At 39.4% G+C, this 25,542-nt stretch carries 29 protein-coding genes; 14 read left to right on the top strand and 15 right to left on the bottom strand.

Going from position 1 to position 25,542, the window contains the following annotated elements:
- The first annotated feature begins 73 nt into the window (after positions 1-73).
- Positions 74-436: a MerR family transcriptional regulator gene (locus C5749_RS06130; RefSeq protein WP_105723972.1), complete on the top strand. Its 363-nt coding sequence runs from the start codon at positions 74-76 to the stop codon at positions 434-436.
- A gap of 165 nt (positions 437-601) precedes the next feature.
- Here C5749_RS06130 and C5749_RS06135 read toward each other — a convergent pair whose 3' ends face one another.
- Entirely contained in the window at positions 602-1,111 is a 510-nt protein-coding gene (locus tag C5749_RS06135; protein ID WP_146113701.1) for a hypothetical protein, read from the bottom strand.
- 314 nt (positions 1,112-1,425) lie between these two features.
- Between C5749_RS06135 and C5749_RS06140 the strand changes: the two genes are divergently transcribed.
- From C5749_RS06140 to C5749_RS06170, 8 genes are all read left to right on the top strand, one after another.
- Positions 1,426-1,686: a redox-active disulfide protein 2 gene (locus C5749_RS06140; RefSeq protein WP_105723975.1), complete on the top strand. Its 261-nt coding sequence runs from the start codon at positions 1,426-1,428 to the stop codon at positions 1,684-1,686.
- 229 nt (positions 1,687-1,915) lie between these two features.
- Positions 1,916-2,947, top strand: coding sequence for a serine hydrolase domain-containing protein (locus C5749_RS06145; protein ID WP_105723977.1), 1,032 nt, complete (start codon positions 1,916-1,918; stop codon positions 2,945-2,947).
- Positions 2,948-2,951: 4 nt separating this feature from the next.
- Positions 2,952-3,506 (top strand): HD domain-containing protein, encoded by a 555-nt coding sequence (locus C5749_RS06150; RefSeq protein WP_146113702.1) that lies wholly within the window; start codon positions 2,952-2,954, stop codon positions 3,504-3,506.
- A gap of 27 nt (positions 3,507-3,533) precedes the next feature.
- Entirely contained in the window at positions 3,534-3,953 is a 420-nt protein-coding gene (locus C5749_RS06155; RefSeq protein WP_105723981.1) for a DUF6157 family protein, read from the top strand.
- A 294-nt stretch (positions 3,954-4,247) separates the two neighbouring features.
- Entirely contained in the window at positions 4,248-4,508 is a 261-nt protein-coding gene (locus tag C5749_RS06160) for a hypothetical protein (protein ID WP_105723983.1), read from the top strand.
- 11 nt (positions 4,509-4,519) lie between these two features.
- Positions 4,520-4,696, top strand: a complete 177-nt coding sequence (locus C5749_RS19605; RefSeq protein WP_181151295.1) for a hypothetical protein — start codon at positions 4,520-4,522, stop codon at positions 4,694-4,696.
- 37 nt (positions 4,697-4,733) lie between these two features.
- Entirely contained in the window at positions 4,734-5,144 is a 411-nt protein-coding gene (locus C5749_RS06165; RefSeq protein WP_105723985.1) for a hypothetical protein, read from the top strand.
- Between the two features lie 14 nt (positions 5,145-5,158).
- On the top strand, positions 5,159-6,052 hold the full coding sequence (locus C5749_RS06170; RefSeq protein ID WP_181151296.1) for an IS3 family transposase: 894 nt from the start codon (positions 5,159-5,161) through the stop codon (positions 6,050-6,052).
- A gap of 827 nt (positions 6,053-6,879) precedes the next feature.
- Here the strand turns inward: C5749_RS06170 and C5749_RS06175 are convergent.
- The 6 genes from C5749_RS06175 to C5749_RS06200 all read right to left on the bottom strand — a co-directional run bounded on the left by C5749_RS06175 (position 6,880) and on the right by C5749_RS06200 (position 12,678).
- On the bottom strand, positions 6,880-7,929 hold the full coding sequence (locus C5749_RS06175; RefSeq protein WP_105723989.1) for a type I restriction endonuclease: 1,050 nt from the start codon (positions 7,927-7,929) through the stop codon (positions 6,880-6,882).
- A gap of 70 nt (positions 7,930-7,999) precedes the next feature.
- Complete coding sequence (locus C5749_RS06180; protein ID WP_146113703.1) at positions 8,000-9,025, bottom strand: hypothetical protein; 1,026 nt, start codon at positions 9,023-9,025, stop codon at positions 8,000-8,002.
- Positions 9,012-11,045, bottom strand: coding sequence for a phospholipase D-like domain-containing protein (locus C5749_RS06185; RefSeq protein ID WP_105723993.1), 2,034 nt, complete (start codon positions 11,043-11,045; stop codon positions 9,012-9,014). The genes C5749_RS06180 and C5749_RS06185 overlap by 14 nt, the downstream gene beginning before the upstream one ends.
- Before the next feature lie 31 nt (positions 11,046-11,076).
- A complete protein-coding gene (locus C5749_RS06190; RefSeq protein WP_105725267.1) occupies positions 11,077-11,565 on the bottom strand; it encodes a DUF4236 domain-containing protein in 489 nt (162 codons plus the stop codon).
- A gap of 68 nt (positions 11,566-11,633) precedes the next feature.
- Positions 11,634-11,849: a hypothetical protein gene (locus C5749_RS06195; RefSeq protein WP_105723995.1), complete on the bottom strand. Its 216-nt coding sequence runs from the start codon at positions 11,847-11,849 to the stop codon at positions 11,634-11,636.
- Positions 11,850-11,853: 4 nt separating this feature from the next.
- The gene (locus tag C5749_RS06200) at positions 11,854-12,678 is read right to left on the bottom strand and encodes a class I SAM-dependent methyltransferase (protein WP_105723997.1); all 825 of its coding nucleotides are present in this window, start codon (positions 12,676-12,678) and stop codon (positions 11,854-11,856) included.
- Positions 12,679-13,277: 599 nt separating this feature from the next.
- Between C5749_RS06200 and C5749_RS06205 the strand changes: the two genes are divergently transcribed.
- Entirely contained in the window at positions 13,278-14,276 is a 999-nt protein-coding gene (locus tag C5749_RS06205; RefSeq protein WP_105723998.1) for an IS110 family RNA-guided transposase, read from the top strand.
- 9 nt (positions 14,277-14,285) lie between these two features.
- On the opposite strand, the gene C5749_RS06210 is transcribed toward C5749_RS06205, so the two are convergent.
- On the bottom strand, positions 14,286-14,945 hold the full coding sequence (locus C5749_RS06210) for a hypothetical protein (protein ID WP_105724000.1): 660 nt from the start codon (positions 14,943-14,945) through the stop codon (positions 14,286-14,288).
- A gap of 337 nt (positions 14,946-15,282) precedes the next feature.
- On the opposite strand from C5749_RS06210, the gene C5749_RS06215 reads away from it, so the two are divergent.
- From C5749_RS06215 to C5749_RS06230, 4 genes are all read left to right on the top strand, one after another.
- Positions 15,283-15,462: a hypothetical protein gene (locus C5749_RS06215; RefSeq protein WP_105724002.1), complete on the top strand. Its 180-nt coding sequence runs from the start codon at positions 15,283-15,285 to the stop codon at positions 15,460-15,462.
- Between the two features lie 21 nt (positions 15,463-15,483).
- Positions 15,484-17,094: a FimB/Mfa2 family fimbrial subunit gene (locus tag C5749_RS06220; RefSeq protein ID WP_146113704.1), complete on the top strand. Its 1,611-nt coding sequence runs from the start codon at positions 15,484-15,486 to the stop codon at positions 17,092-17,094.
- 45 nt (positions 17,095-17,139) lie between these two features.
- The gene (locus C5749_RS06225; RefSeq protein WP_105724006.1) at positions 17,140-18,186 is read left to right on the top strand and encodes a linear amide C-N hydrolase; all 1,047 of its coding nucleotides are present in this window, start codon (positions 17,140-17,142) and stop codon (positions 18,184-18,186) included.
- 66 nt (positions 18,187-18,252) lie between these two features.
- A complete protein-coding gene (locus C5749_RS06230) occupies positions 18,253-18,546 on the top strand; it encodes a hypothetical protein (RefSeq protein WP_219847907.1) in 294 nt (97 codons plus the stop codon).
- 5 nt (positions 18,547-18,551) lie between these two features.
- Here the strand turns inward: C5749_RS06230 and C5749_RS06235 are convergent, their stop codons facing one another.
- From C5749_RS06235 to C5749_RS06265, 7 genes are all read right to left on the bottom strand, one after another.
- Positions 18,552-19,427, bottom strand: a complete 876-nt coding sequence (locus tag C5749_RS06235; protein WP_105724008.1) for a tetratricopeptide repeat protein — start codon at positions 19,425-19,427, stop codon at positions 18,552-18,554.
- Between the two features lie 379 nt (positions 19,428-19,806).
- A complete protein-coding gene (gene nudK, locus C5749_RS06240; RefSeq protein ID WP_105724010.1) occupies positions 19,807-20,385 on the bottom strand; it encodes a GDP-mannose pyrophosphatase NudK in 579 nt (192 codons plus the stop codon).
- 402 nt (positions 20,386-20,787) lie between these two features.
- Entirely contained in the window at positions 20,788-21,495 is a 708-nt protein-coding gene (locus C5749_RS06245) for a 2OG-Fe(II) oxygenase (protein WP_105724012.1), read from the bottom strand.
- The gene (locus C5749_RS19730) at positions 21,492-21,713 is read right to left on the bottom strand and encodes an SDR family oxidoreductase (RefSeq protein WP_219847908.1); all 222 of its coding nucleotides are present in this window, start codon (positions 21,711-21,713) and stop codon (positions 21,492-21,494) included. Before C5749_RS19730 ends, C5749_RS06245 begins: the two co-directional genes overlap by 4 nt.
- Before the next feature lie 214 nt (positions 21,714-21,927).
- Positions 21,928-22,533 (bottom strand): peptide chain release factor H, encoded by a 606-nt coding sequence (prfH, locus tag C5749_RS06255; protein WP_245893639.1) that lies wholly within the window; start codon positions 22,531-22,533, stop codon positions 21,928-21,930.
- A 14-nt stretch (positions 22,534-22,547) separates the two neighbouring features.
- Positions 22,548-23,948, bottom strand: coding sequence for an RtcB family protein (locus C5749_RS06260; protein WP_105724014.1), 1,401 nt, complete (start codon positions 23,946-23,948; stop codon positions 22,548-22,550).
- 668 nt (positions 23,949-24,616) lie between these two features.
- Entirely contained in the window at positions 24,617-25,477 is an 861-nt protein-coding gene (locus tag C5749_RS06265; RefSeq protein ID WP_146113705.1) for a sugar phosphate isomerase/epimerase family protein, read from the bottom strand.
- Positions 25,478-25,542 lie beyond the last annotated feature (65 nt).

The following is a 25,542-nucleotide window of genomic DNA, read 5'->3' on the forward strand; positions in this document are numbered from 1 at the left end:
TTGTAGATTTACAACTAACAACCATATAGTATGGTTTATACTTTATATTTTTTATTCACAAAAACATAAAACTATGTTAATCAATGAATTATCAAAAAGAACCGGCGTATCGATAGCTACGTTGCGATATTACGAGAATTACGGAATGTTCAAAGGTGTATCTGATGAAAAGGTGAGAACAAACAACTATAAACATTATGACGAACTTGTAGTGGAGAAAATAGAAATCATCAAAGGTGCCAAGGAGGTTGGATTTACATTAGCTGAAATAAAAGATCTGTTGGAAAACTGGCATAGTGAGCAACTATCGGTAGAAAAGAAAATAGCGGTCGTAAATAGTAAAATCAACGAGGTCGATGCCAAGATCCGCCAACTAACGGAAGTCAAAAAGCTCCTAGCAAGATGCATTGAGGATATCGAAAACGGGATGTGTTAGTATGAAGTTATTAATTTAAATAAATAATTCGAAAACGAATTTCAATGAAAATTGTTTTAAAATAAATTTACAATTACAGATGGGCACTTTTTTTCATTTGGCTATTCAAATGAATAGAGCTCAACAAGGTTGATAGCGGAGAAGCAGGAAATGTAAACAGCACTTCTACCAGTTCTCTGGTATGGTATCCTTTCTAACTAGGATCCATCTCGGTCGTTCTGCCCGATTATATTCTTCTGATTCTTTTTCGTTAACATAGGTGCGGATGATAGAACGTTCATTCATCTTCTCAATGAACCGAATCGTCTTATTTCCGCTAGCAGATAGCATTCTTCCGCGCGGTTCTATCGTGCGATTGGTAATAAACATAGCGAGAGGAATCATGGAGCATAGGAGAAAAAATCCTTTGTATTTTTTACGTAGCTTTCCTTTGAAAATAAAAAACCACGATAGTATAAGACTACCCCAAAAGAGAATGTTAACAGTAATATATACGGCGTCTACATAGGAATCTGAAATAAAAGAATAAGTTGGGTACCTATAAAAATCCATGTAAAACATCCCCTCTAACAAAGAGGAATAAGAGTAGATACCACTTAGTACAACAACCAAAGTTGGGACGGAAACGAATGCTATTCCAGTCCACCTCAATATCGAGTTCTGTCCTGGTGTCATACAGAACTAAAGTAATAAAAAAGGATTATAATGACAATAAGGATGCGGAAGAATAGCGCGACATACATATCCCTGGCCTGTTAATCGTTATCTTACTTTTACCACCAATATAATTTGACATCTTCAGTTTTTAATTCCGCTCTCATTTGGTATCTTTACTTTAAAGATATCGGTAAAAAATAGAAAATTTGATACAGTGATCTTCTCCTATTGGGGAGAGATATTACCAGCTATATCAAGAAAACCTTGCATTGTAACACCTTTTCTCTACTTTTAGAAAGACAGATTACTAATTAATTACATAACAAATTTAAATGACGAAGAATACTCCTCTAACTGAAATGAGTACCGAAGAACTCATAAAAAATCAAAAAACAATGGGCACTGCGACAGCAGCTTTGGCAGGGTTACTAGCATCCTTGTTCATTTTATCAGTATACAAGTGGATAACAAAAGGTTTTACATCACTTATTGTCGTACCTCTTGCCCTGTTACCAATCGTGTTTGTTAATCTTAAAAAACTCAAGGAAATAAAAGAGGAGTTAGAAATACGGGACAAAGATGTAACGAAATGAAGCGCACCATATTATGTGTGAACTTTAGTAAGACTGTAACGAAGACATATAAATACTTGCTAGAAGATGAAAACAGACGATAGATGAGCTTAGTTAGAAAGGATTTAGAAGGCTACATCGAATTCTGTTTGGATGCTCGAAAATCAAATACCCTCTACCCTTTTGCTAATGGCAGGTCTTTAATCTCGATTTTTCTATTTTTTTTAACTGTCACAATTTTTATAGCCTTATGACCAGGTACATTTTATTATTTCTTTTAGCCAGTCAATCTTGCTTTGGTCAAATAAATACATTCCATGGGAAAAAATTGGACGTCATAGCGTTGGACAAACAAATCAAACACGCGATGGATTCGCTACAGGTCCAGGGGATGTCCCTTGCAATCATCAACGATGGAAAAATAGTATTTAACAAGGGGTTTGGTGTCTCAAATACACAACTGAAGAAAAAAGTTACCGAATCTACCCTCTTTGAGGCGGCGTCTCTGTCCAAACCTGTTTTCGCTTTATTTGTCCTTAAACTGGCAAAGGCAGGAAAAATAGATATTGACAAACCTTTATTCGAATATTTACCGGCTAATAACATTGTTGACGATAGGTATAAGAAAGTCACGGCAAGAATGGTTTTAAACCATACGACAGGACTACCCAACTGGAGCGAGACGGAAAAAATACATTTATTAAGCAAACCGGGAACACAGTTCTCATATTCTGGCGAAGCTTTTATGTACCTTGCTAAGGTCATTGCCAAGCTCTACGATACGTCGCTTGAAAATTTGGATAACATTTTTCAAAGGGAGGTTGCTAGGGAGTTGCATCTTAAAAATTTTCATTTCATAACGACTCAAGAAATTGAGAAAAACTTAGCGCTGGGATACCAGAAGAATCAGAAAGTAGAGGATGAAAGGAATAGATTAATTTTTGATCCAGCCGGAGGCTTGTATGCGAATACCCTAAACTATGCAACCTTTCTGATTTGGTTAATGAACAATGCGTTAGAATACAAAGAAATGTTTCTACCTGTAATCTCTCTTGAACAGGGAAATCCGATTATGGAATACTTTGGCGTTGACTCATGGACACTTGGCATGGCCTTTATACACCTTGGTGGCACTAAAAATTACTGGCATGGCGGAAATAATTTAGGTTTTACTTCTTCCTTTATGATCAATCTGGAGAAGCAATTTGGATATGTATATTTCACTAACGAAGATCAATGCAACGGTATGAAAAAAGTTATAGAGGATATACTTTGGAGATAAATTATTGCTATTCTATCTGTCCCCGACGCCGCCGGAACAACGCTACATCGTTCACCCCATACGTGTTATGGAACTTTGTGAAGCTTATGAGAGCGATGTGAATATCCTGGCAGTCGCTTTATTGCACGACGTACTGGAAGACACCGCCGTTTCGGAAGAGGAGCTTAGTCGTTTCCTGCGAGAAACGATGGCCGCAAACGACGCCCAAAAAACCCTACGTTATGTAATAGAGTTAACAGATATCTATATTAAAGCAGATTACCTCCATTTAAACCGACGGCAGCGAAAGACTAGAGAAAACGAGAGATTTCAAAAAATCACCCCACAGGCACAGACCATTAAATATGCAGATATTACAGATAACTGTATCGAGATTGTAAAGCACGATACAGATTTCGCTCTTTTATTTCTTCATGAATGTCGCGATGTACTCCATCTACTCAACAAAGGAAATGAAGATCTATACCAGCGTGCCGTAGACGCAGTGTCAACAGCGCTAGATAACCTTCCGCAATCTAAAAGGGAAAATCGATCCACAAGGAGATTCCCGTCAAAATAATTTACATTCGTAAAAAAGAACCGAACGATGAAAACACACTCCACCAACTATCTCGATACATTCATCGAAGTCGCTGAGGATACGAAAGCGACCAAAGGCACGCCGCCACCCGCAAGAAACAAAAAGTCCGTAGCAGCAATGCAGTACGAACTACTCGCTCACAACCCCTACAAATTCACATCAGACGACATTCTCTTTCAAGTATACGCCGATCGAAACGATTTAATAAAGGCAGACTACAAGCAAGCAAGAGAACAGTTTTTCTCAAAAGGACAGCCCTGCTTTCGCGCCTCTCCATTAGCAAAAACTTATGGTTTCGGCATTCATAGCAATAATGAAGGAAAGGTTGCGCTTTATGGAATGGAAACGGCGGAATATCAGTCTTTTTTGGCGGATACAAATACGACAAAAAAGAAAGCTATGCGATCGAGCAAACCCACTACATAAGAAAAGGACAAAGTCCAGTATGGCTTAAATTAATGAAGAGCCGATCCTGTTCGATTAATAATAGGTTGGGTTAAAAACAAATACTTCGTGTAAAAAATCTTCACAAAAAAACCAGCGCCAAAAGGGCTGGCTGGGTTTTAAAATTCTTGTTTTAAAGTGCTGCTCTACAGCTCTAGAGTATAGAGGGGCACTAACTATAGCATAAAGATACATTTTCACTAATATTTCCTACTTTTAGAGATATAAAGGAAATTATGAATTATATCCAAAATCAACTAAAGAAAATTTCACTATATGAAACCAGATAATTTGACTGAATTTACTGATGATCAGTTATTCCAAAAAATGAAAAATATCAAGAATACCAAGATAATAAACGCCGTCATCATTGGGGCCACCGTGGGGATTTTCTTTTTTGGAGTAATGAAAAATGGACTTGGGCTGTTTACTTTTTTTCCTTTAGTTATCGGATATTTGGTGATTAAAAATTCAGCAAGCGATAAAATTATTGAACAGGAAATCCGTAAAGAAATGCAGTCTAGGAATTTGGTGTAAAAATTTACAGCATGAAAAATATTAAAAACGATTACGTCTTTCGTGATACCCATAAAGGCCGTGGTGGCCGCAGAAAGGCACCTAATGTGTTCACCGAGTATGGTATGCTCACGCATTTATGCGCTTGGCTGTCCTTGCGACATTGGTCCTTACGAAAAACATTACCATATGTGTCTGTCTATTCCTGAAATAGCTTGACACTTTTTCGGTAAAAAGAGGAAAAAGATGTCAAAATCAACAGGAAGAAAACAGAAAGAGATTTTACTTAAGGACCGCTTCAGTGATGAGAGTTCCACCCAGCCAGAGATAGCATTCCGTAGATGGCTGGTCGGCGAGCTGGACTCAGGCCGGATGACCGAAGGGGAAGCACGTGCGCGATTTCATATAGGAGATGCTACATGGTGGAGACTGATACGGCGCTGGCGCAGGTTATATTCTTCGGATATTCCTTTAACTTTACCCCCGATGACCGAAAAAGAACAGCGGGAACTAGAGGCGCTCCATAAGCGGATAAAGGAGCTGGAGAAGCATCTGGAAGATGCCAAGGTGAAGAATACTGCACTGGAAACATTGGTCGATGTTGCCGAACAGAAGCTGCGGATCAGTATCCGAAAAAAGTCTGGGCCCAAACAGTAAACCTGCTCAGGCAGTTGTACCCACATTACAGTGTAGGGTACCTCTGTTCACTGTTTGGGTATAGCCGGCAAGGCTATTATGAGCAGATAAAGCGTGCCGAAGAGAAGCATATGGCAGATGCACTGGTCATCAAGATGGTCAGAGAGGTGCGCAAAGACCTGCCCCGCTGTGGTGTCCCCAAGCTGATGGTCATCTTAAAAGACCGGTTTGACGGGCATGGTATAAAAATGGGCAGGGACCAGCTGTACAGGCTGCTGGGGGAACGTGGGTACCTGATCCGTTACCGTAGGAGAAAGGTATATACGACCGACAGCAACCATCCTTACCGAAAATACCCCAACCTGATCCGCGATCTGAGCGTGCTGACATGTGCAGGGCAGTTATGGGTAAGCGACATTACCTATCTCCACCTGAAGCATGGGTTCGCCTACCTGAGTATTGTTACAGATGCCTATTCCCACCGGATTATCGGCTACTGCCTTCACCCCACACTCCACAGTGATGGCCCTATAAATGCTTTATTGATGGCAAGCACCTCCAAAATGCAGGGGACACTGATCCATCACAGTGACCGCGGTGTACAGTACTGCTGCCAGCAATATATACAGACACTGGAGTCATTTGGCATCCGCATATCCATGACCGAGAACGGTGACCCTTATGAAAATGCCATTGCCGAACGGATCAACGGTATATTAAAGACGGAATTCCTGTTGGACCGGACTTTCCCATCTTTTGCCATGGCTCACAGTTCGGTAGAAAATGCAGTGGACAGATACAACCGTATAAGACCACATGCAAGCTGTGATAACCTTACACCGGTGCGGGCCCACGAGCAGAAGGGCATCCTTAAAAAGCACTGGAGATCCAAAGGAGAAAAAAAAGATACGGTCAATCTCCAAAACTAATAGACCATGGACATAAGAGGACCCCCTGTCTGCCCAGCTCAGTAATAAGATGATCATACGGACAGTACTTCAGTAACTAGCCGGATCCTGTAGGATAAGGGCAGCAGGAAAAGAAACGTAGTCAAGTAGATATAGAAGTAAAATGAAACATGTAACAGATAACAGCGATAACAGGGGAACGGTATACAGTCCTCCAAACAGTGCCAGTGGTGTAAGTAAAACCAGTAATACGGCATATGGAATACGAGCCTATCGTAAATGTATATTGTTTGTCTGTGTAAACAGGGTTGATCAAAAAATTATATCTACATCCCGTATAAAAGAATCATTGTGTAACTTTGTGTTAGTAAACAATAGAATAACAGTAAACTTTATCAATAACTAACCGATAAGGCTGTCAAGTTTTTTTAGGAAGGTACAGTCTTAATACAGCTATATTGGGGAAGGATATCACCTTTTGTGTAAAAAAGAAAAGCTTTGCTCTGTAACAGCTTTTCCCAGTTTGCGTATGCTCAATGCGTCATTGACCATGTAATTAATGGATTTGACATCCGTCAGTACTCAACAAGCAATGTAGCAATCAGCTTTGACAATCGTCAAAATCAAACAGACACCTGCCAACATGAATCAATCAATGTACGGAAAGTTGTTTTCTGCCATTTGCTTGCTTTGTACCCTAACAAAACCAGTAAGGCAATGTAGTAGCCGGCTTTGAGCCCCGTCAGAAAGAATTATGCAGCCAACATATCAATTTTGTTCCCTGGCGAAGTCGATCTGTTCCGTACAGGCATGCGCTCGCACATGCGCAGAACCAGCATAAAAAAAGCTTAGCTATAAACGTTTATCATTTCCAAAATATGTTCTGAATAGTGATATATATCGTCGAGTTCGTTTAAATCATATTTCGTTTCCTTTTTCTCTTTATCGAAAAGTCCTATACGCAGGCGATTGGAATTAAAATAGAAACGACAGATTGGTTTGCGATTGTTATCATCTAATAATATTCCGCAATAAGATTGGTTGTCTCTCATAAAGACGCGGCCGACCTCAATCTCTTTCCGCAGAATAGATTTCACGATAAGATAACCATCAATCTCATCTTGCGTAGTAACAACTAATGATTCGAGTTCTGCTGGAGCTGCATTATTTTCCTGCTCGTTTTCTGTTTCCTTTTTGAGTGCACTTTTCAGACGCTCGCTGATCTGATCATGGACTATCTGTGTAAATACACGCTTAACTAAAGGCGTGAATTGTTCCAGCACTTTAGCGGTTACGACGCTAGGATATACCTGCCTGGCGAAATATCGGACAAATTCCTCGCTCGGAGCTTGCATTTCGCCTGTAACCAGTATTTGAAGCTCATTGAAAAATTTCAGGTCGCTAGCAGCCGAAGAAATACTATCGAGGTCGAAGATGGTTTTATGAAACTTTCGAAGCTCTGCAATTTCATTGTCTTTGATATCTGTAATCTTAAATTCAAAGAATGGTTTCTCATCCATTTTATTGGGTGTAACCAGATCGGTGTAGAAACGATATTCCAAGCCGTTGGTTAAGAGGCTGAATTTGGCATCAGTTGTATGAAAGTATCGAAACAATTGTGAGTTATGCGGGTCTAAGCCGTCGGCATAATGTTTACATTCGATAAGGATAACGGGTTTATCTTCACGAAGAATAGCATAGTCCACCTTCTCCCCTTTCTTGATGCCAATGTCTGCAATGAATTCTGGTTGTACCTCGAAAGGGTCGAATACGTCGTATCCTAGGATTTTCAGGAAAGGCATAATCAGAGAAGTCTTAGTGGCTTCTTCTGTCTTAATTTGTGGCAATAATCTGTCCACACGCTTGGCAAATTGCCGGATTTCTTCTTTAAAGTCCATTTGTAATCTGTAAATAGTTTATAGTATTTTTTTGATCATTTTCTGTCTTTCTGTTATTTATACTGGGGCATTATCTGCTCTCCAAAAAGGATTTAATAGTTGAAAATGCTTCGGTTTCAGAATTGGCCGTTGGCAAAAGTTTGAATGACTTTACACCGGACTGTGTGAGCCAATCTGACCAAAAAAGTTGTAATATGTCCCAATCTGTCGGATGTACTGAGGCGCCTCCATTTTTGTTCTTTGAACGATCATACATTTCCAGAACGAGAACGTGCAGGTCACGCAACAAAGGATTTTCTACCGGTATAATACCATACCCGTTCTCTTCAAAAAAAGCTTGCATACTTGTCGATCCAGACGCCTTGAAAGCTTTGCGAAAATTCTCGATAGTCTTAGAACTCAAAAAATAGCATTTGTTCCCCTTACAATGGTCTTCTCCATGGAGCCCAGCTTCGATATATCCGTCTGTAAAAAGCAACAGAACATTGCAGCTGTAATCTCGTTTTAACAAGTTGTTTTTTAGTATTGTAGTATCAACAGCTCTATCTACTAACCCATGCTTGATGCCATCTTTCAAATATGACCAGATATCGGCCCCCGCTGGAGCTCGCTCGGACGCAACCGACATCTCATTATATGCGTTTTTAAACTTCCCCCTATCAGTCGCGAGGTTTTGATTAGATTGATTCGTGAGATATCTAACGCGGTCTTCCTGGTTTCTTCCAAACCGCTTGAGGTCGAACTGCATGTCTAACACATTGACACCATATCGACTTATCAATTTCTGGTTGATAAAATCTACCCGAAGAATATCACGCTGTCCCGTTTTTCTCGTCTTAGAAGTACGATGAGCAAGATTATATGTGACGATATCGGGATAGAAACTATCGACTACCGCATCCACTATATCGGCATCACGTACAGGTTTGGGATACAACTGTCCGTTAATGCGATTGGATAAATCTGGGGCGATAGTTATATTATAATGAATGACATCTACGTTTTTTGGCTCCTCTATTTCAGAGGTGCAACTCCAACAAGCACTTAGCGCAACTGCCGGTAGAATGTAGATGGGTAGTATATTAAAACTTGACACGGCGATCGATTTTTTGAGTAGTTAATTTTTGTTCTTGCCACTGATTGACACTATCGGATGCCATAAAGGACATCTCCGTAGCCTTTGCGACAGAATACTGTTGATGCAAAAAGTCGTTCCATCCTTCAAGAAAAATATTAATACGGTCTTTCAACGAATCTAATGAAATAGGAAGATTGTCATTTTCGATATGGCTAACGTACAGGTCCGAAGTTTGCTGAATATATTGGGATTTTTGATTAAGCACCATCAATACCCGTTCTTTTTCACGGTTGTAAATAGCGGGACTTTGCTCGATTTCTGCCAAAGCCAACTGATTCTCGGCACGCAAAATAATGTTCCGCTGCGCTATCGCACTAGATTCTGTTCTAAAACCATGAATGTTGCTAACACCCTTTTTAATTTCCCTTTCATGCTCTTTAATGAGCGCCTTGCTTTTCATAGCTGCATGATCCAGATTTCGCTCTTCATAGTACCCGATTAATCTGGTGTAAACAAATTTGAAAACAACAAGCCCTAGGGCGCCCAAAATAAAAACAAGATAAAAATTACTATCGCTGAAGATATTTGTGAATTCCCACGGTAACGTCGTATCACCACGTAGCTTATGGACTTGATGTACGACAGAAGCTACCTGATAAGCAATAACGGCATCGACCAATATAATACCGATCCACGTCAGTGTGTGTCCCCAAAAATTGAATCCTACTATCTTAGGCAATACAGCCAAAACAATTGGAACCAACACGAAGGTGATCACAAAAAAGAAGGCTACTGTTCCTTTATTCCATGCGTCGGAAAGTGCATCGGGATTGAATACCTCTGGCACCTGAAGATAACCTTCCAGCTGATTCATTTCTGCATCAGAGGCACTATATATCATAATATAAGCTGCTGACGAATAAAAGATAAATAAATAGATGAGAAGCAAAATTCCAAAAGCTATAAGAGGTATCAGTTCGAATGGTCGATGAGCTGGTTTTACAAAAGCAAGTTTCTCACTTTTGATATCTTCCTCATATTTCGCAATTATACTTTCTTCGCGCTTTATCTTGTCTTCGATATTCGTGATGTTTTCGTCATTTACTGCAATAGTCGAATTATTGGTAGCGATACTCGCTTCTAAATTTTTCTTCCGCAGGTCGATATCTGCTTGCGTATGGTTAAGGGATAAATCAGTTTGCCGCTTTAAAGCTCCTATAGCATGCAATTTCTGCTCTTCAACTTTGCCTAATAGACGACGCTTTTTATCTTCGATAACATCTATATCATTAATGAATATGGAATAGACGGTGTCTAACACTTTGTAGATCACTTGATGATCCCCGTTATTGGCCTTAGCTCGATCAAATCCCTGCTGTCTAAGTAGACTTCTGTCGAAATTGGACACCTCTGCTGCGATCATCGAATCGAGGACATTGGCGAAACTTACATCTTCAACTTCATTGGATTTGTTATGCCTTATCTCTTTTATGACCGTTTTATCGATGGAATCGCTTTTTTCCTCCCCCAACTGATCAGTTTGCTCTTCTACTTTGGTTTTAATCTTGTAAAAACTGGCCACCAAACTGTCTACTGTCGGTTGATGATTGGTTGCAATAATACTCTCATTGTTGTTTTTTCGCGCGTTCACGCTCCAGTTATATGATCCGTGTAGCACAAAGGAACGATCAATTACACAAAACTTCTGATTCATGACGCCATAGCCTGCATTTTTGATACGGATTACTACAGCTCCGGAACTAGTTAAGCGATCAAACGGCAGCCTATAATTTTCCTGGTTTTCGGACATTACAATCTCAATCTTCACCCCTTCTGCGATTTTCTTTTCCAGTACATCAAAGAGATCTTCATCGGTAAACCATGCTGCCGCTATTAGAATTTCTTCAGAAGCAGCAGAAAGACTCGATACAATCGCCGCATGGATCGCCTCATTGTCATTGATGACACGTTGGTCTAATTCAAAGACATGCTCTTGAGCGAGTGTTTTGGTGAATGGGTTCTTAAAATTTATTTTCATCGGTATGTATTATAAATAATCGTATGTAGTGCTAGATAACACAGTTATTGTCACTGATTAAGAAAATGAAGTTGACCGAGAGTTTAATCAGGCCGTACAACAGTAGATAGCTTAATGTCTTTTTTAGCAGGGTAGTACGGAGTGCATTTTGTATTCCTAACAAATCGCTGTGTAAGGTTGCCCGTTGCTGACGGGCGAGTAAAATCGCCTCTTTGATACCCTGCATATCTTGACTCGTAATCTCATGTACATCCGCACTAAAGATATTGCCGCGGGATTCACATGGATAACTATTATTCTGTGGCAAAGCTGGTGCTGATGCTGAGCTCTTTACTCCGTTGGAAAGCTTTCTTCTGTTGTAAATTCCTAGCCCGGGTATACTGGTGTTTAGGTAGGCTCCGGAAGATCCCAAAGTTACACTTGCTCCTTTTACTCCAATGGATGTAGAAATTCCGCTTTTACTAAAATTCAAGTGAACTCCAGGGATAATCTTTACACGTCGTCTAAATTTCCATGCCATGATCATTCATATTTAGTCATCTGGTGATTGTTAATAATACAAATGTATGGCCTCCAATGGTTTTGATTTTACGGCTTCCCGTAAAGCAACGATTTTGTAGAAAATAAAAGAGATTTGACATTGGGTGGATAGGTATCGACTACGGCGTACCCATTGATGCTCTGTCTTAGACCGAACGTATTCTTTGGATTGGGAAGCAAAGTATCCTTTCTTCTTCCAGCGGGAGTTTTTTGTTTCGGGAGCATCAATACCGATGAATCGTAATATTTTTCTTTATTTTCCATAACTTTACTTTTCTTGAACGGCTATCATCATATGTGGACTAAAGGATAGAAGATAACTGTCTTTTTCCGTAAGTTGAATAAGCGCCAACAATGTTTTTCTCTTTTTGTGATCTGATATATTGGTGAAAAAGTTCTTATCCAACCATACCATGCCTTCAACCGCATAAGTATCGAGATGAGTTAATCCTTGGTTTATAAATTCATCTTTGAGTTGTTCGGGTCTGTGATAAAATGCTTCGGCTAAAAGCCAAGGGTAATCATCAGGCGGGTTATGCTTACCGGTTGTCAATTCTTCTTTGCACATTTCAAAAAATGACTTCTTGTGGATGAGGCCATTTAACAGACCAACCAACGTTGATGCTGTATAATTAATGGCAAACCCCAATATAATTCCTCCGCTTTTCAAAACTCGTTTAGCCTCACAGATGGTTAAATATCGGTCTTCCCTGTTTTGAAGATGATAAAGTGGTCCGTGCAGTATAACGAGGTCTGCATAATTATTGGGAAACGGCAATTTTCGAGATTCTCCCAGATGTACGGAAAATTTGTTCTTCAGTTTATTGGCTCTGCTTCGGGCAATTTTGATATGTTTTGAAACTGGCTCTACCAAATGGACCGTGTGTCCTTTTTTAGCGAGCCACTCCGAATATTTACCGGTACCGCCACCAACATCAATTATTTTGGAAGGTGAAACAGCAATATATTTCTCTATGAGTGCCTTAATCCTTTCAAATTCAAATATCCCCATTCCTTTTTCGAGCCGGGTTTCTTCGGATGCTTTGTTATAAAATAACTCTATATCTCTGCTTATTAGCTGTTTATTGTTCATTACATTCCTTGTGTTTCCCTCATCCTGTTGTAAATTGGATGCATGCAGTCAGATGAGGCAATAGATCCTATGATCAATTGTGTGTTAAATACTTATGAAATAAATGGGTATGATTATCTGTGCATTAACAACCAGAAGGTTCCATGCATAGTCACTCTTTTTTAGAGTCCGTCTTTTCTAGTGAAGACGCAGATAATATGTTAGATACAGCTTAACAGACTGTAAAAATAGAAATTTTGTATCGATTTTTTTATTTTTCTCATCACTTATTGGAGAAAGATAATATTTTGATGAAAAAGGTTTACCTTTTCAGCGGTTTAGGTGTCGAGAAAAGAGTTTTTCAAAAAATAGAAACTTAGATATCAGATTCATAGATTGGATTGAACCTCGAAAGAGTGAGAAAATTGAACTGTCGTACGTTTGTAAAGTAATAAAAAACGCATGGATTAAGACCGATGAACTGTTGGTGCTTGACACCGCGTGACACGATCCGTCCCCATGCGTTTACATCTCAATACTGAATAGTTCGTTAGACATAAAGCCTGTGTGTACGACGATAGTTACCGAGATGTTGCTTTTAATTTACTTAAAACAAATGTATGAAGTTTATCGGAATTGACATTGCCAAGAGCACTTTTGTTACGGCCTATCCCTTACCCACGGGAGGCTATCGGACCAAGACTTATCCTAATGATCCTAAAGGGGTCGCCCTTTTTATGAAGTCATTTTCACAGGAAGGCCATCATTGCGTATTGGAGGCAACCGGGAATTACGGGATGCTTTTGCTTTATATGCTTTGCAAGGCGGGGATTGCCGTAAGCCAGGTGAATCCCAAACAGATAAAGCATTTTGCCAGAATGATGATGACCGTCACCAAGACAGACGATGTGGACGCCAAACTTATTTCACTCTATGGAGAAAAAATGTGTCCGCCTGTTTATCGGTTCCCTGCAGAGTCTTTACTTATTCTAAAACAAAAAAAAGTCATTGCTAGGCAATTGCGTAAACAGCTGGTCGCTCTCTCCAATTTGAAAGAATCCTTACAAGCATTACCGATAAAGGATAAGGCCAGCTTGAAGTCTCTGGATAAGACATTACGTTTTCTAAAGGCGAGGATTGAAGAAATCGATGCTGATATAGCCGATGTTGCGTCCAGCGCCTTCGAGCAACAGATTGCTTCCCTGACCTCCGTTAAAGGGATAGGCATCTCACTGGCGACATCACTTGTAATCTCTACCGGTGGATTCTCCCAATTCGAGACATCTAAACAGCTGGCGCGATTTGTTGGGATATACCCCAGCTACCAACAATCCGGTTCATCAATAAATATTAGGGGCAAAATCAGTCGAAACGGTGATTCAAACCTGCGTTCGCTCCTCTATATAGCCTCATGGTCCGCCATTCGTTATAACGAGACCTGTAAGGAGGCTTACGAACGGTTGAAGGCTCGTGGCAAGCCATCCAAGGTTGCATTGGTAGCGGTCGCTAACAAACTCCTCCGGCAGGCTTTTGCGATATGTAAATCGAACAGCAGATATGTGGACGGGTATAAATCAACCCTAAATAAAAATGCGAATTCTTCTTGCTTTTTAACATAGTTCGTGTCATTAATATAGCTTTTCCTCATTAATTGAGAAGCTCTCGTTAAAATAACGAAGTATACCGTGCCATTTTCCTTCCACATTATATTTTTCGCCGGTGGTTTTGTTACGTATGACTAGCTTAAATGAACATATTATGGCATGCCGATCAATAGATTTTCTAAAAATTAGTTTAGATTGTGCAGGTACTTTCAGGTCGAAGGTAAATGTACTGTTAGGCGTGTATGGCTCACGTTGCTCCCTGTCGCTTATTGTAAAGTGTTCTGGATAATAGGAAAATGTTCCATCTTCGTAATATATCTCAGGCACGTTAACCTTAAATCCAGTGATATTTAAATCTGAGGGTAATTCGCCATCTTTCAGATTTACCTCAAAAAAAGAAGTTTTGACAAGATCATCAAACGTTTCGACGTGCTGTACTTCCATGAGCGTGTTACCGGGATTAATAAATTCCTCTGTCCCCCCTTTGATTTTCAATGTATCAATTTTGTCGTCGTCCTTCAAGAGATACGTTAAACTCTCCATTTCATATTCGTGCGGAAGAATGGATTCGTCTTCGTTAACTTCCAGATCTAAAGATTCCTTCGAGCAGCTACCAAGAAATAAAAAGGATATAGCAACGATTAAAAGTATTTGTCTATAATTTAATGCAAATGTTTGGACCATGTCGAACAACTTAAATCAATAACCAAACTTACGTAAAATATTGCTTTATCTTTGGATTTTTAAGCTAAAGTATGACGGACGAGTTATATACTACAACAATAGCGGTTCACTCAATTCTATTGTACATCTCGTTAAGTCAGGGTTATTTTAATGTTAATAATTTAATTTTTTGTCGATAAACCAAACAATTTTCATAAAACTGAGTTTTAAATTTAAAATTATATTTTTTAGACACCGTTCTTCTAATCATTAATTCTTCTTTTTTTGAACTGGTTACAGAACATAACTTAATCAGAAATTAATTTCATTTATTATATAACACCTAAAACACGTTATCATGAAAATCTTCAAAGGTAAACCAGAGAAAATTAAAAAGAAGGAAAGGTATGAAAAGCCGCTTGTTTCAAGCTTAATTTTACATCTAGAATATCATATTGCAGCAGGTTCAACTGTTCAGGGAACTACTATGCAGCAGGAGCATAATGAAGAAACCAAATCTCAGAATGTCGAATGGTAATTAATTTAATTAAAAAAAATTATGAGATCATATCGAATCCAAGACATGCTTATGGGGAAAGTAGCTAGTTCTTTAATAGTGGTTACTTTATTGTTTTTTTCATGCGCTAAAGAAAACCAGATTCAATCTGAAAAGGAAAACACAATTGTGCGGATAAACCTGTCCAGTACAATTTTCAATTCTTCTAATGGAAATACTGGCCGTGCAAATGATAGTTTTTCTAGAGAACATAGTCAGGTTATTGGTCTTACAGAGGAATTCAATCTCGTTGCGACTTTAAAACCTGCTGAAAATCAAAAAACTCCAGATATTGCCCTTTCCAAAAAAGCGGATCTAAAAGCTGCAACGCCGGTGCGTACACCTTTGCCCCTCGGCACTCAATACATCATTGCGGTTTATAATACCTCGGGGGATTATATAACCCATCAGAATTATACATATGCTGCAGGTCAGAATCCTGAAATCACTGTTCAACCCGGAACTTACCAATTTGTCGCGGTTGCCTCAGGAAATAATACCCTTCCGACGATCAACTTCAATCAATCTTTGGCGAACATTAATTTGGAAATACAGGATCCCGATATAGATCTGATGTATTTCAGTCAGCAATTGACAGTGCTGCAAGGTCAGATCAATCAATTAGATGTGGTTTTAAAACACCTGTTTACTGAAATCACTGTAAGTTTAAATACGGAGGCAATAGGTGAGATTGGCGCAATCGGCCAGGCAAACATATCCCCTAATTATTCAGCTGTGAACGTTTCTTTGAGCAATGGCAGTTTAAGTTATCCCTCCACAGCAACTTCCGCTGCTAAAACCATAGTTTTTGGTGCGACGACTGGAGAAATCGTAATTTCTACACCGATCTTTCTATTCCCAAACAATACAAACAGCGGTACAATCTCCATCGAAAATTTACAGATCGGAGAAATATCAAAGCCATTGACCTTAACAAACTTGACAATCATGGATGGCATAAAATACAATCTTGAATTTGTGTTGCAGGCAGCTGGAATTAATATTGGGAATGAAATATGGTCTGGAGGAAACCTGATTTATGATCCTGCAGACAATAGATATGGATTTACGGCTTCTGATAATGACTTTGGTAATTATTGGTTTCCTGGTTATACACTGCCAAAATTATTGGACGGCACCAATCAGGGACCGGATCCCACAATTAACGGAAGTGCTGGAGATCCTTGCGCACTGGTCGCTCCTGCTGGAACTTGGAGGTTGCCTACTGAAGCAGAAGCTAGCCAGCTGATCGATCGCACGGGTCCGAACGGCGCTGACAATCCCCATAATATGAATGCATATGATCCAGCACGTTACGTAGATACTTTTGACGGCAGCGGTTCTGGTACAAATCTAGGAATGTTTTTTGGCATACAGGGGAATCCGGGAGCATCCAGACATGATTATTTATTTTGTGTATATGCAGGTGCATACCACAATGAAAATACGCCTGGCCCTACTATAGGATCTGAAGGGAATTATATCCTTTCAGGGACAAGCGGCGGCTATCGTGAATTGCATTTAACGGGTAATGCTGGGGATGCAGGCTATGGAATAAATATCGGACAGGCTGATATGAACACGGCCTATCAGATCCGTTGTGTAAAACAGTAAAAAAGATCATATCGAGTTCAATATATTCATAAAAAACGTAAAAATATGAAAAGGAAATTAGCAATAATACTAACGGCAATATGTCTGTTTTGGGCAAAAAATTCTGTGCTATGTACCAGAGTGGTTTACAAAGGCCCTAATCAAAATGTAATTACCGCCAGAAGCATGGATTGGCGCGATGAAATCCCTGCCAATTTGTGGATTCTCCCAAAAGGAATTGAAAGAACCGGAGAAGTAGGCCCGCTTTCCGAAAAATGGAAATCCAAATACGGAAGTATCGTAAGCACTTCCTGGGATATTGCTTCCTCAGACGGAATGAATGAAAAAGGTCTGGTTGCCAACCTTTTATGGCTTGGAGAATCTCAATACCCGAAATTTGATCCGAAAGGCACAAAAAAAGGAATTGCCATTTCCTTATGGGCACAATATTTTCTGGATAATTTTGCAACCGTAAAAGAAGCAGTAGAACAGGCTAGTAAAGAACAATTTGTTATTGTAAGTGATTATATCCCCGGAACTGAAAGATTTACAACCGTTCACCTTTCCCTTTCCGATGCTTCTGGTGACAGTGCAGTCTTGGAATATATTGACGGAAAACTTATCATTCACCACTCTCCAGAATATACCGTAATGACCAATTCTCCTGTTTTTGATGAACAGTTGGCTTTAAATAATTACTGGAAAGGAATTCCTGGAACCGTGATGCTTCCGGGAACGAATCGTGCTGCAGATCGTTTTGTGAGAGCATCCTATTATATTGATGCCATTCCTAAAACTGCAGATACCAGAACTGCTATAGCAAGCGTTTTCAGCGTAATCAGAAACTGTTCTGTACCTTACGGAATCTCTTCAGAAACAGAGCCTAATATTTCTTCTACGAGATGGCGCTCTGTTTCCGACCAAAAAAACATGGTCTATTACTTCGAAACTGTTTTTACTCCCAATACATTTTGGGTCAACCTTAAAGAATTTGATTTAACAGAAAAGGGAAAAGTAATGAAGCTGGATCTAAGCAATTTTCAAACCTACAACGGAAAAGCAAATTCGAATTTCAAAGAATCAACACCATTCAAATTTTTAGGACTGAATTAATCTTAAAGTAAAACACATAAACAATATGACTTTTTTTTATTTAAAAAGAGTCTGTTGCTTTGCTTTATGCTACTTTGCTGTGATGCAATCGCACAGATTCCGGATTCTATACCTATCGAATCAAAAGAAGACAATGTAAAATACCCGGTCCTGCAGATTAAGGGGCTATTCCAGGCTAGATATCTCGTCGGAATGTCGAAGGATGTAGATGTAAACGGACTTCACCATACAGATGAATCGGGAATCAGTAATAATTTTATGGTAAAATACATGAGAGTACAGGTTCGGGCACAAATCAGCAAACGTACCGAAGTGGTTACATTGGCTAATTTAGCGGATTTTAATTCTCTGTTTTTTTGATAAATCTACTTTCTCGAGATCTTTTTTAGGACATTTGCAGCATTATCATTTTGGGGGTTGAGTTCTAACGATTTTTTGTATGCATTGATAGCTTCTTCTTTTTCACCCAATTTCAGTAGAGTCTCTCCATAACTGTCGTAAGTATTAAAAGCTTCGGGATACAATTCTGTATTTAATTGGAAGATATCGAGGGCGTCTTTATCCATATTTTGATTGAGCAACATATATCCTAAACCGTTAATCATTTGCTCACTTACGTTATAGGTTGATTGTTTACCTTTTTTAAACTCACTTTTAATTACAGCAATGGTCTTTTCAACTGATTTAGAATCCATGTAGTATTGAATAATAGGCGTCAAATTCATCAAACGTTCTTTCTCCTCCTGTTCCGCGAGAGTTTCTACACCGTAATATCTTCTTTCTTCATCAGTAACTGCATCCGGATTCAAGGTGTAACGCTTCCATTTTCCGTTGGTAGAACTGTCGTTAATAGTCTGTGTACCATAAATCTGTGGTTCTCCTTTTCTCATCAAATCTCGATCAACTGCTGCTGCATACCACCATCTGTTCAAAGTACTATCCATTTCGATAGCTTTTTTAAAACTTTCAACCGCTATTCGGCTAGCAATAGTGTCGTTTCCGTGCTGAAAAATAATCCCTACATTATAATGATCTTTCGCAGTTTTAACGTTACCGGCATCAATGATAGCGTGTGCTTTTATTCGTCTCAAGCTATCTTGTTTATTCAATTCTTTCCAATCAATATTTTGCCCCATTCGCTGTTGTTGATCGGCATCAGCCATTTGCTGTAGTTCTTGGTTATCCTGTGCAAAGGCTAACACCGAGAGAAATAAACTCGTTATTAAGAATACATATTTCATACCGTCTTTTTTTAATGTCTAATTTTATGTTCAAAAATGAATACGCGTATATAAAACAAACTTATTAACAAAAAGAACGTGAAGTGACCTCAATTAGTAATCGTTGTCAATAAATTTATATTCGTTGCCTTTGTTGCATTGCTTCTTCATTCAACCGCTCAATTTCAAAATCAAAACTATCTTCGTAACGAATCTGCTGTAAGCCCAAATAAAAACGTCTTTAAACAACTGACATGGCAAAACCGAGTCGATCACTAATCTGCTCAATTGACATACTACCTTATCCTGATCGTTGAAAACTTGAATAAAAATCAAAGCGGATGTAACCTAATTAAGGCATGTTGTAACTTTCGTAGGTGATATAATGCTTTTTTTGGTATCACAGGATATTGTTTAATTTAATATATTGAAGAAGCATAATTGTTTTAGCATCTTTTATTTCTCCAATTTCAATCATCTTCATCGCTTCATTTATATGCATTTCCAGTACCTCAATATTTTCTTCTTCCTGTTCAAGACCTCCTCCTTCATTTATTTTCATTTCCATTGAGTATTCCGCTATGAAGAAATGTAGTATTTCAGTAACGGATCCAGGAGACATATAGGCTTCAAAAATCTTACGCACGTCTTTTATCTGATAGCCCGTTTCTTCTTCTGTTTCACGTCTGATACAATCTTCCGCATTGTCCTCGTCTAACAATCCTGCACAGGCCTCTATCAGCATTCCTGTTCTGTTACCGTTTAGGAATGTTGGCATCCGAAATTGTCTTGTAAGGATTACTAATTGTTGCTCTTTATTGTAAAGCAATATAGTGGCACCGTTCCCCCTGTCATAAGCTTCACGACTTTGTGTTTGTGTAGTCCCGTCGTCCTTTAAATATTCGTATGTAATTTTCCTGAGAATGTACCAATTATCGGAAAGAATTTTGCTCTCTATGATTTTAATGTTGTCTATCATTACAGTTAATCTATATTTTTTTGCTTACGTTAATAGTATATATTGAAAATTTTTGAATCAGCTAATGATCATTACTTTGAAATATATTTAAAAATCCTTTCAAATTTAATAAATGCATTGGTTACTTCTTTAATAGTTAAAGGGCCTCATTATTTCGAAGGCGAATTCAAAAGAACTATTGTATTCTTTCCATCTTAAGGTAACAACGCCTATAGTTCATTCCGTTGCTTCTCATCCGTCCATTCTGGCAATTCTCTTCAAGATAGAGCGGAGATAGTTCCTCATCATCCCTACCGTAATGGTACCCGTTGAAGCGACTTCAGTTACCACCTAAACGGATTTCTTTTTTCGGATTTTGTTTCTCAATTCACTATCCAAAATTTCAGAATGTTGTATCATCTCCTAACTAACTGCATCGTGGAAAATAATTCCTAATGTGTGGCGTTCGCCTGTTCTTACTTCACTTACGCCGTGTTTCATATTTATCCGGTAATAACCTTTTGTGCCTTTTGCGGGTTTGAAATTCGTTGTAAAAATCAGCATATCGCCTTTTTTTGGTTTCAATACAATGGCTTTGGATTGTGCTCTCGGAATTTGCTGTGTCAATACAAATTCACCGCCTGTAAAATCTTGGTCGGGTTCATTCAAAAACAAAACGGTCTGTATCGGAAAATAAACTTCGCCATACAAATCCTGATGTAAGGTATTGAAACCGCCTTTGCCGTATTTCAAAATCAAAACAGTTGCTTTTTGCTGTCCGTTTTGGTGGCATTGTCGTAACAATTCTGCGTGTTCCAACGGAAATTGCCTATCCATATTCAACGCTCTAAACCACGCATTTGCTATCGGTGCAAGGTGCGGATAAATGTTAGTTCGGATTTGCTGAATAATGTCGGGCAGCGGATAGCTGAAATACTTATATTCGCCCAAACCAAAACGGTGGCGTTCCATTACTACCGTTTTTCTGTAAGCGTTTGGGTTATTGTATTCCGATTTCAGCATTTCGCATTGTTCGTCTGATAACAGGTTGGGGAGAACCGCATAACCGTTTGCGTGCATTGTTTCGGTTATGGCTTGCCAATCTATATTTTGTATCTTTTGCGCTATCATCTTATAACCGAAATTCCTGCGTCCACTGTTAATTCTGTTCCGTGAATGTATGAGGCTTCTTGTGATGCAAGAAACAATACGGCGTTGGCTGTTTCGACAGGTTCGTCGAATCTTTTGAATGGAATAGTAGGGATGTTAATGAACTGTTGGGCTGTGGCAAATCCCATTCCGTTTGTTCCGCCTGTGATAAGAGCGAATTTGTCTTTAAATCTTTGCATTGTTTTCTAGTTTTAAAATCTGTTGTAAAGATTGGAACGCGTTTTAAGGTAGAAAATCCGAAACTTGCTGTATTTCCAATGTTGTAATCGGTAAATCAGAATACACGTGCTCATGTTGTTGTTTTTCCGGCCATATGCCTTTTCTTGACTGCACAAAGATCTCGCTTCCCTTGATCTGGCCATCGTGCGAGTTTTCAGGGAATCCCTCCCACAATCAAAACAAATCGCGTCTAATTACTTTAACGGCATTGCCACGCGCCAACTCATAATGATTTTGCCATTGGTTTTGCTGTTGTTCCATTAGTTGCTCTGCCTGCCAGACCAATACTTTTTCCTGCAATCTGGCTAAACAAAGTTTTTTGTTCTCCAACTGGGAGCGTGTATCCATAACCAGTACTTGTGAGCCTGATGGCAGGTGTATTCCGCGCACGGCTGTTTCAACTTTATTTACGTTTTGCCCACCGGGACCCGATGATCGGCAGGTTTCTAGCTTGACATCTTTGGGATTCCATTGCATTAGTGTCTTCACATCGAAGGCGGCAACACCCACAAACCAATTTTTACGCTTGTGGTATCTACGAAATGGGCTCTGTGCGATCCATTGTATCGTCCCTACCCATTCTTTTAAAAAGTCATCCAGATTATTTCCTATAAGCATCATAGTGGAAGACAATAGTGTTCCCTTTAATTCGCCGGCCTTATTTTCAAGCACCTGCATTTGAATGCCTTGTTGTTTGGCCTGTTTCATAATTAAACTTTGCACACAGGCGACAACCCGGCAACATTCTACCGGGCCCTTACCTGATGTAATTTGTATCATAATTTTCTTCATCATTACTCTTTATTCATTCTAACAATACGTGGATAGAATTTACCTTGGATATCAACTAGATCGCGCTGTGCAGTCATGACGGCGTCGATATCCTTATATGCCAAGGGGTTTTCTTCAACTGTCCCGCCGATTAAAGTAACATCGGCATTGATAAGCATCTTCTTCATGGCAGATACCGTCATGCTATCCTTAGCTTTTTGCCTGCTCATAGCGCGGCCTGCACCGTGCGATGCGGAATATAATGCATCGTGGTTTCCTTTGCCGGACACCAGGTAAGCTGGTGTTGTCATGCTACCGGGTATAATACCCAGCTCGCCTTTATGCGCTGGTGTTGCGCCTTTACGGTGTATGATCATTTCTTTACCATCGGACAATTTGTCTTTCCAGGCAAAATTGTGATGGTTCTCCACGACACAGATTGCTTTTAGCCCTAAAGCTTTTAATAGGTTCGAATGGATACGGTCATGACAGGCTTTCGCATAATCGCCGGCCAATGCCATCGCAAGCCAGTACTCCTGCCCTGCTTCGCTGTTCAAATCCAACCAGGCTAGTTGTTGTGCATGCTTGGGCAACTTACAGGTGTCCATAGCAAGTTTCGTGTAGTGTTTAGCGATAGCCGCGCCTAAACCGCGGCTTCCTGAATGAGTTAATAATGCCAGGTATCTCCTAGCTGGTAACCCCAGGGCATTATCGGCCAGCATCTCTATTTCGCCAAATTCCACAAAGTGGTTGCCTTTTCCGGAGGTACCCAATTGCCTTACGGCTTTACCTCTTAGGGGTTTCAAAAAAGGTATTTCGTTGAACACGGTACTATCTAAAACTTCATGCTCCTGCCTGATGTCCAACCCGCCTTCCATTCCAAAATGAGTGTGTTTTTTTAGTGCCTGCTTGATTTGGTATGCAGACCTTTTTATAAAACTATCACTCTCGTCAATAATAGAAAGTGCCATGCGGCATCCGATATCCATACCTACTGCGTATGGGATCACAGCGTTATCTGTAGCCAAGACACCACCGATAGGTAAGCCAAATCCCATATGCGCATCTGCCATTAAAGCCCCTTGCAAGCTTACCGGCAACAGGCTAGCAAGTTCCATTTGTTGTTTGGCTGACGGTTCGATAAACTTACCACCGTACGTTTTAACACATACGGGTTCATCGCGTAGCGTGTAAGCTTTAAACGGTGCTCCTTCTTCTTTGCCAATTATTTTCTCGGCTATTTTACTTGTCAATGTATTATCCAAAAATGCTTCTGGATCGTTCTTAATATCCACCAACAGATCAAGTATTTCTTGCTTGCTGTGATGTTTGAAATTTTTGGAAACTACACCAATAACCAGACTTCGTAGCTGATCATTATGATATCCTATCTTACTTAAATCTTTTGTCCTTAAATTGCCCATGTGGGTGCATGTATTAAACTCCAGAATAACCTGATTGGGTTATATCTGGAAATGTTTGTGTTTTTTTGAATTTAATTTTTGATTGCAATTCGTCCTTGTAGAAGGATGTACCCTTTTAGGAGCGCTCAGCAAAATCTAATGAAATTTCAGGCAGACAAACATTGCATAAGTTCATTACACAATTGCTTAATTATAAAAAAAAGAGGTTTGACTGCCTTTTTAGGCAATGAGCGAAAGGGATGATATGTAAATTTGCTCTGTCATGATTCCTTGATATTTAAAAGATGAATAAATCAAGAATGACTGCAAATATAAGGAATAATTTAATATTGCGAAAAAAAACTATTCATAGGAATCAAGTACTTACCATCAATAATAAAAGGACATAAAATCCTGTAAATAAATATGAATTACTCGCTGGGACTATCTCGAAATGGTATACGATCTTATAATCTTCAATAACTATTCTATATCCGTTGGAAATATCCTATTGGCGACCGTTACTATTATTATTTCCTAAACAGCCATAAGACGGAGGTAGCTAAGCTATTGAGCAGCTTTAATAAAATGATAGCAGACTTGGAGCAGAGCGGCATGAGCGAGAAGCGATACTGCTAAGAATGTATCAATTAGACTAGGTACAACATGGACTGATATCTAAACAAACGCTATAGCTTTTTCGCCAATTCCCACTGTTTGGCAATGGTTTCTTTCGCTAAAGGAAGTTCCGTTTCCAAATCCGTAAACCGACATTCCAATGCGATCATCCCCTTGTAACCAATTTGCTGAAGCGCACGGAAGTAAGGCACAAAGTCATCTCCTTTGACCCCTGGAGCGGAACGTGTTTCTTTCTCACCTATATCGCAATGGTAAATATATTTTCCTCCATCGATAATATGGTCAGCTGGCTCATTTTCACGCATCATATGGTAGGTATCTACCGTTACACGGAAATTCGGATGATCAACTTCTTTGGCAATCAAAATGGCCTCTTGCAAAGTATTGATAAAATTGCATTCTTCTTTATTCTGGCTTTCAAGCGAGAGTACGATATTATATTGCGCAGCAAGAACGGCCAGTGTTCTGGAAATGTCTACAAACTGCTTGCGTGCGATATTTTTATCAAACCCATCGGGGATCATGCGGGATGCGCCACTACCAAAAACAATTAGCCGAATATTTGATTTTTCTGCTCGCTCAAATACGCTGGTGGCATACGCCATAATTTTTTGCTCATTAACTTCGGGCCCGGTGGTCTTGATGGAACCGGGGATAAAAACATTACAAACGACCATATCCAGCGGAAAATCAATCTTATTGATATGCCCCTCATATAGACTATCAGGTTTTTGCGGTTGCAATATTTCGGCAACAGTCGGTTGAATAAAAGTATATCCATGTTTATGGACTAAAGGAACTTTATCCATTGTCGCACAAACGCCTAACAGTGGAACGTCTGTTTTTTGGCCAAAAACTAAATTTGGACTGGTGGTAATAAGTAATAAAAAAAGATAGATCAGTTTTTTCACTGCTTCGATGTTAAGGTTTATAAGTGAGATCTGTCTTGATAGCACTATTTAAAAAGTGAATATAG

It is taken from the genome of Sphingobacterium gobiense (assembly GCF_002980575.1).
In the GTDB taxonomy this organism is placed as follows: domain Bacteria; phylum Bacteroidota; class Bacteroidia; order Sphingobacteriales; family Sphingobacteriaceae; genus Sphingobacterium; species Sphingobacterium gobiense.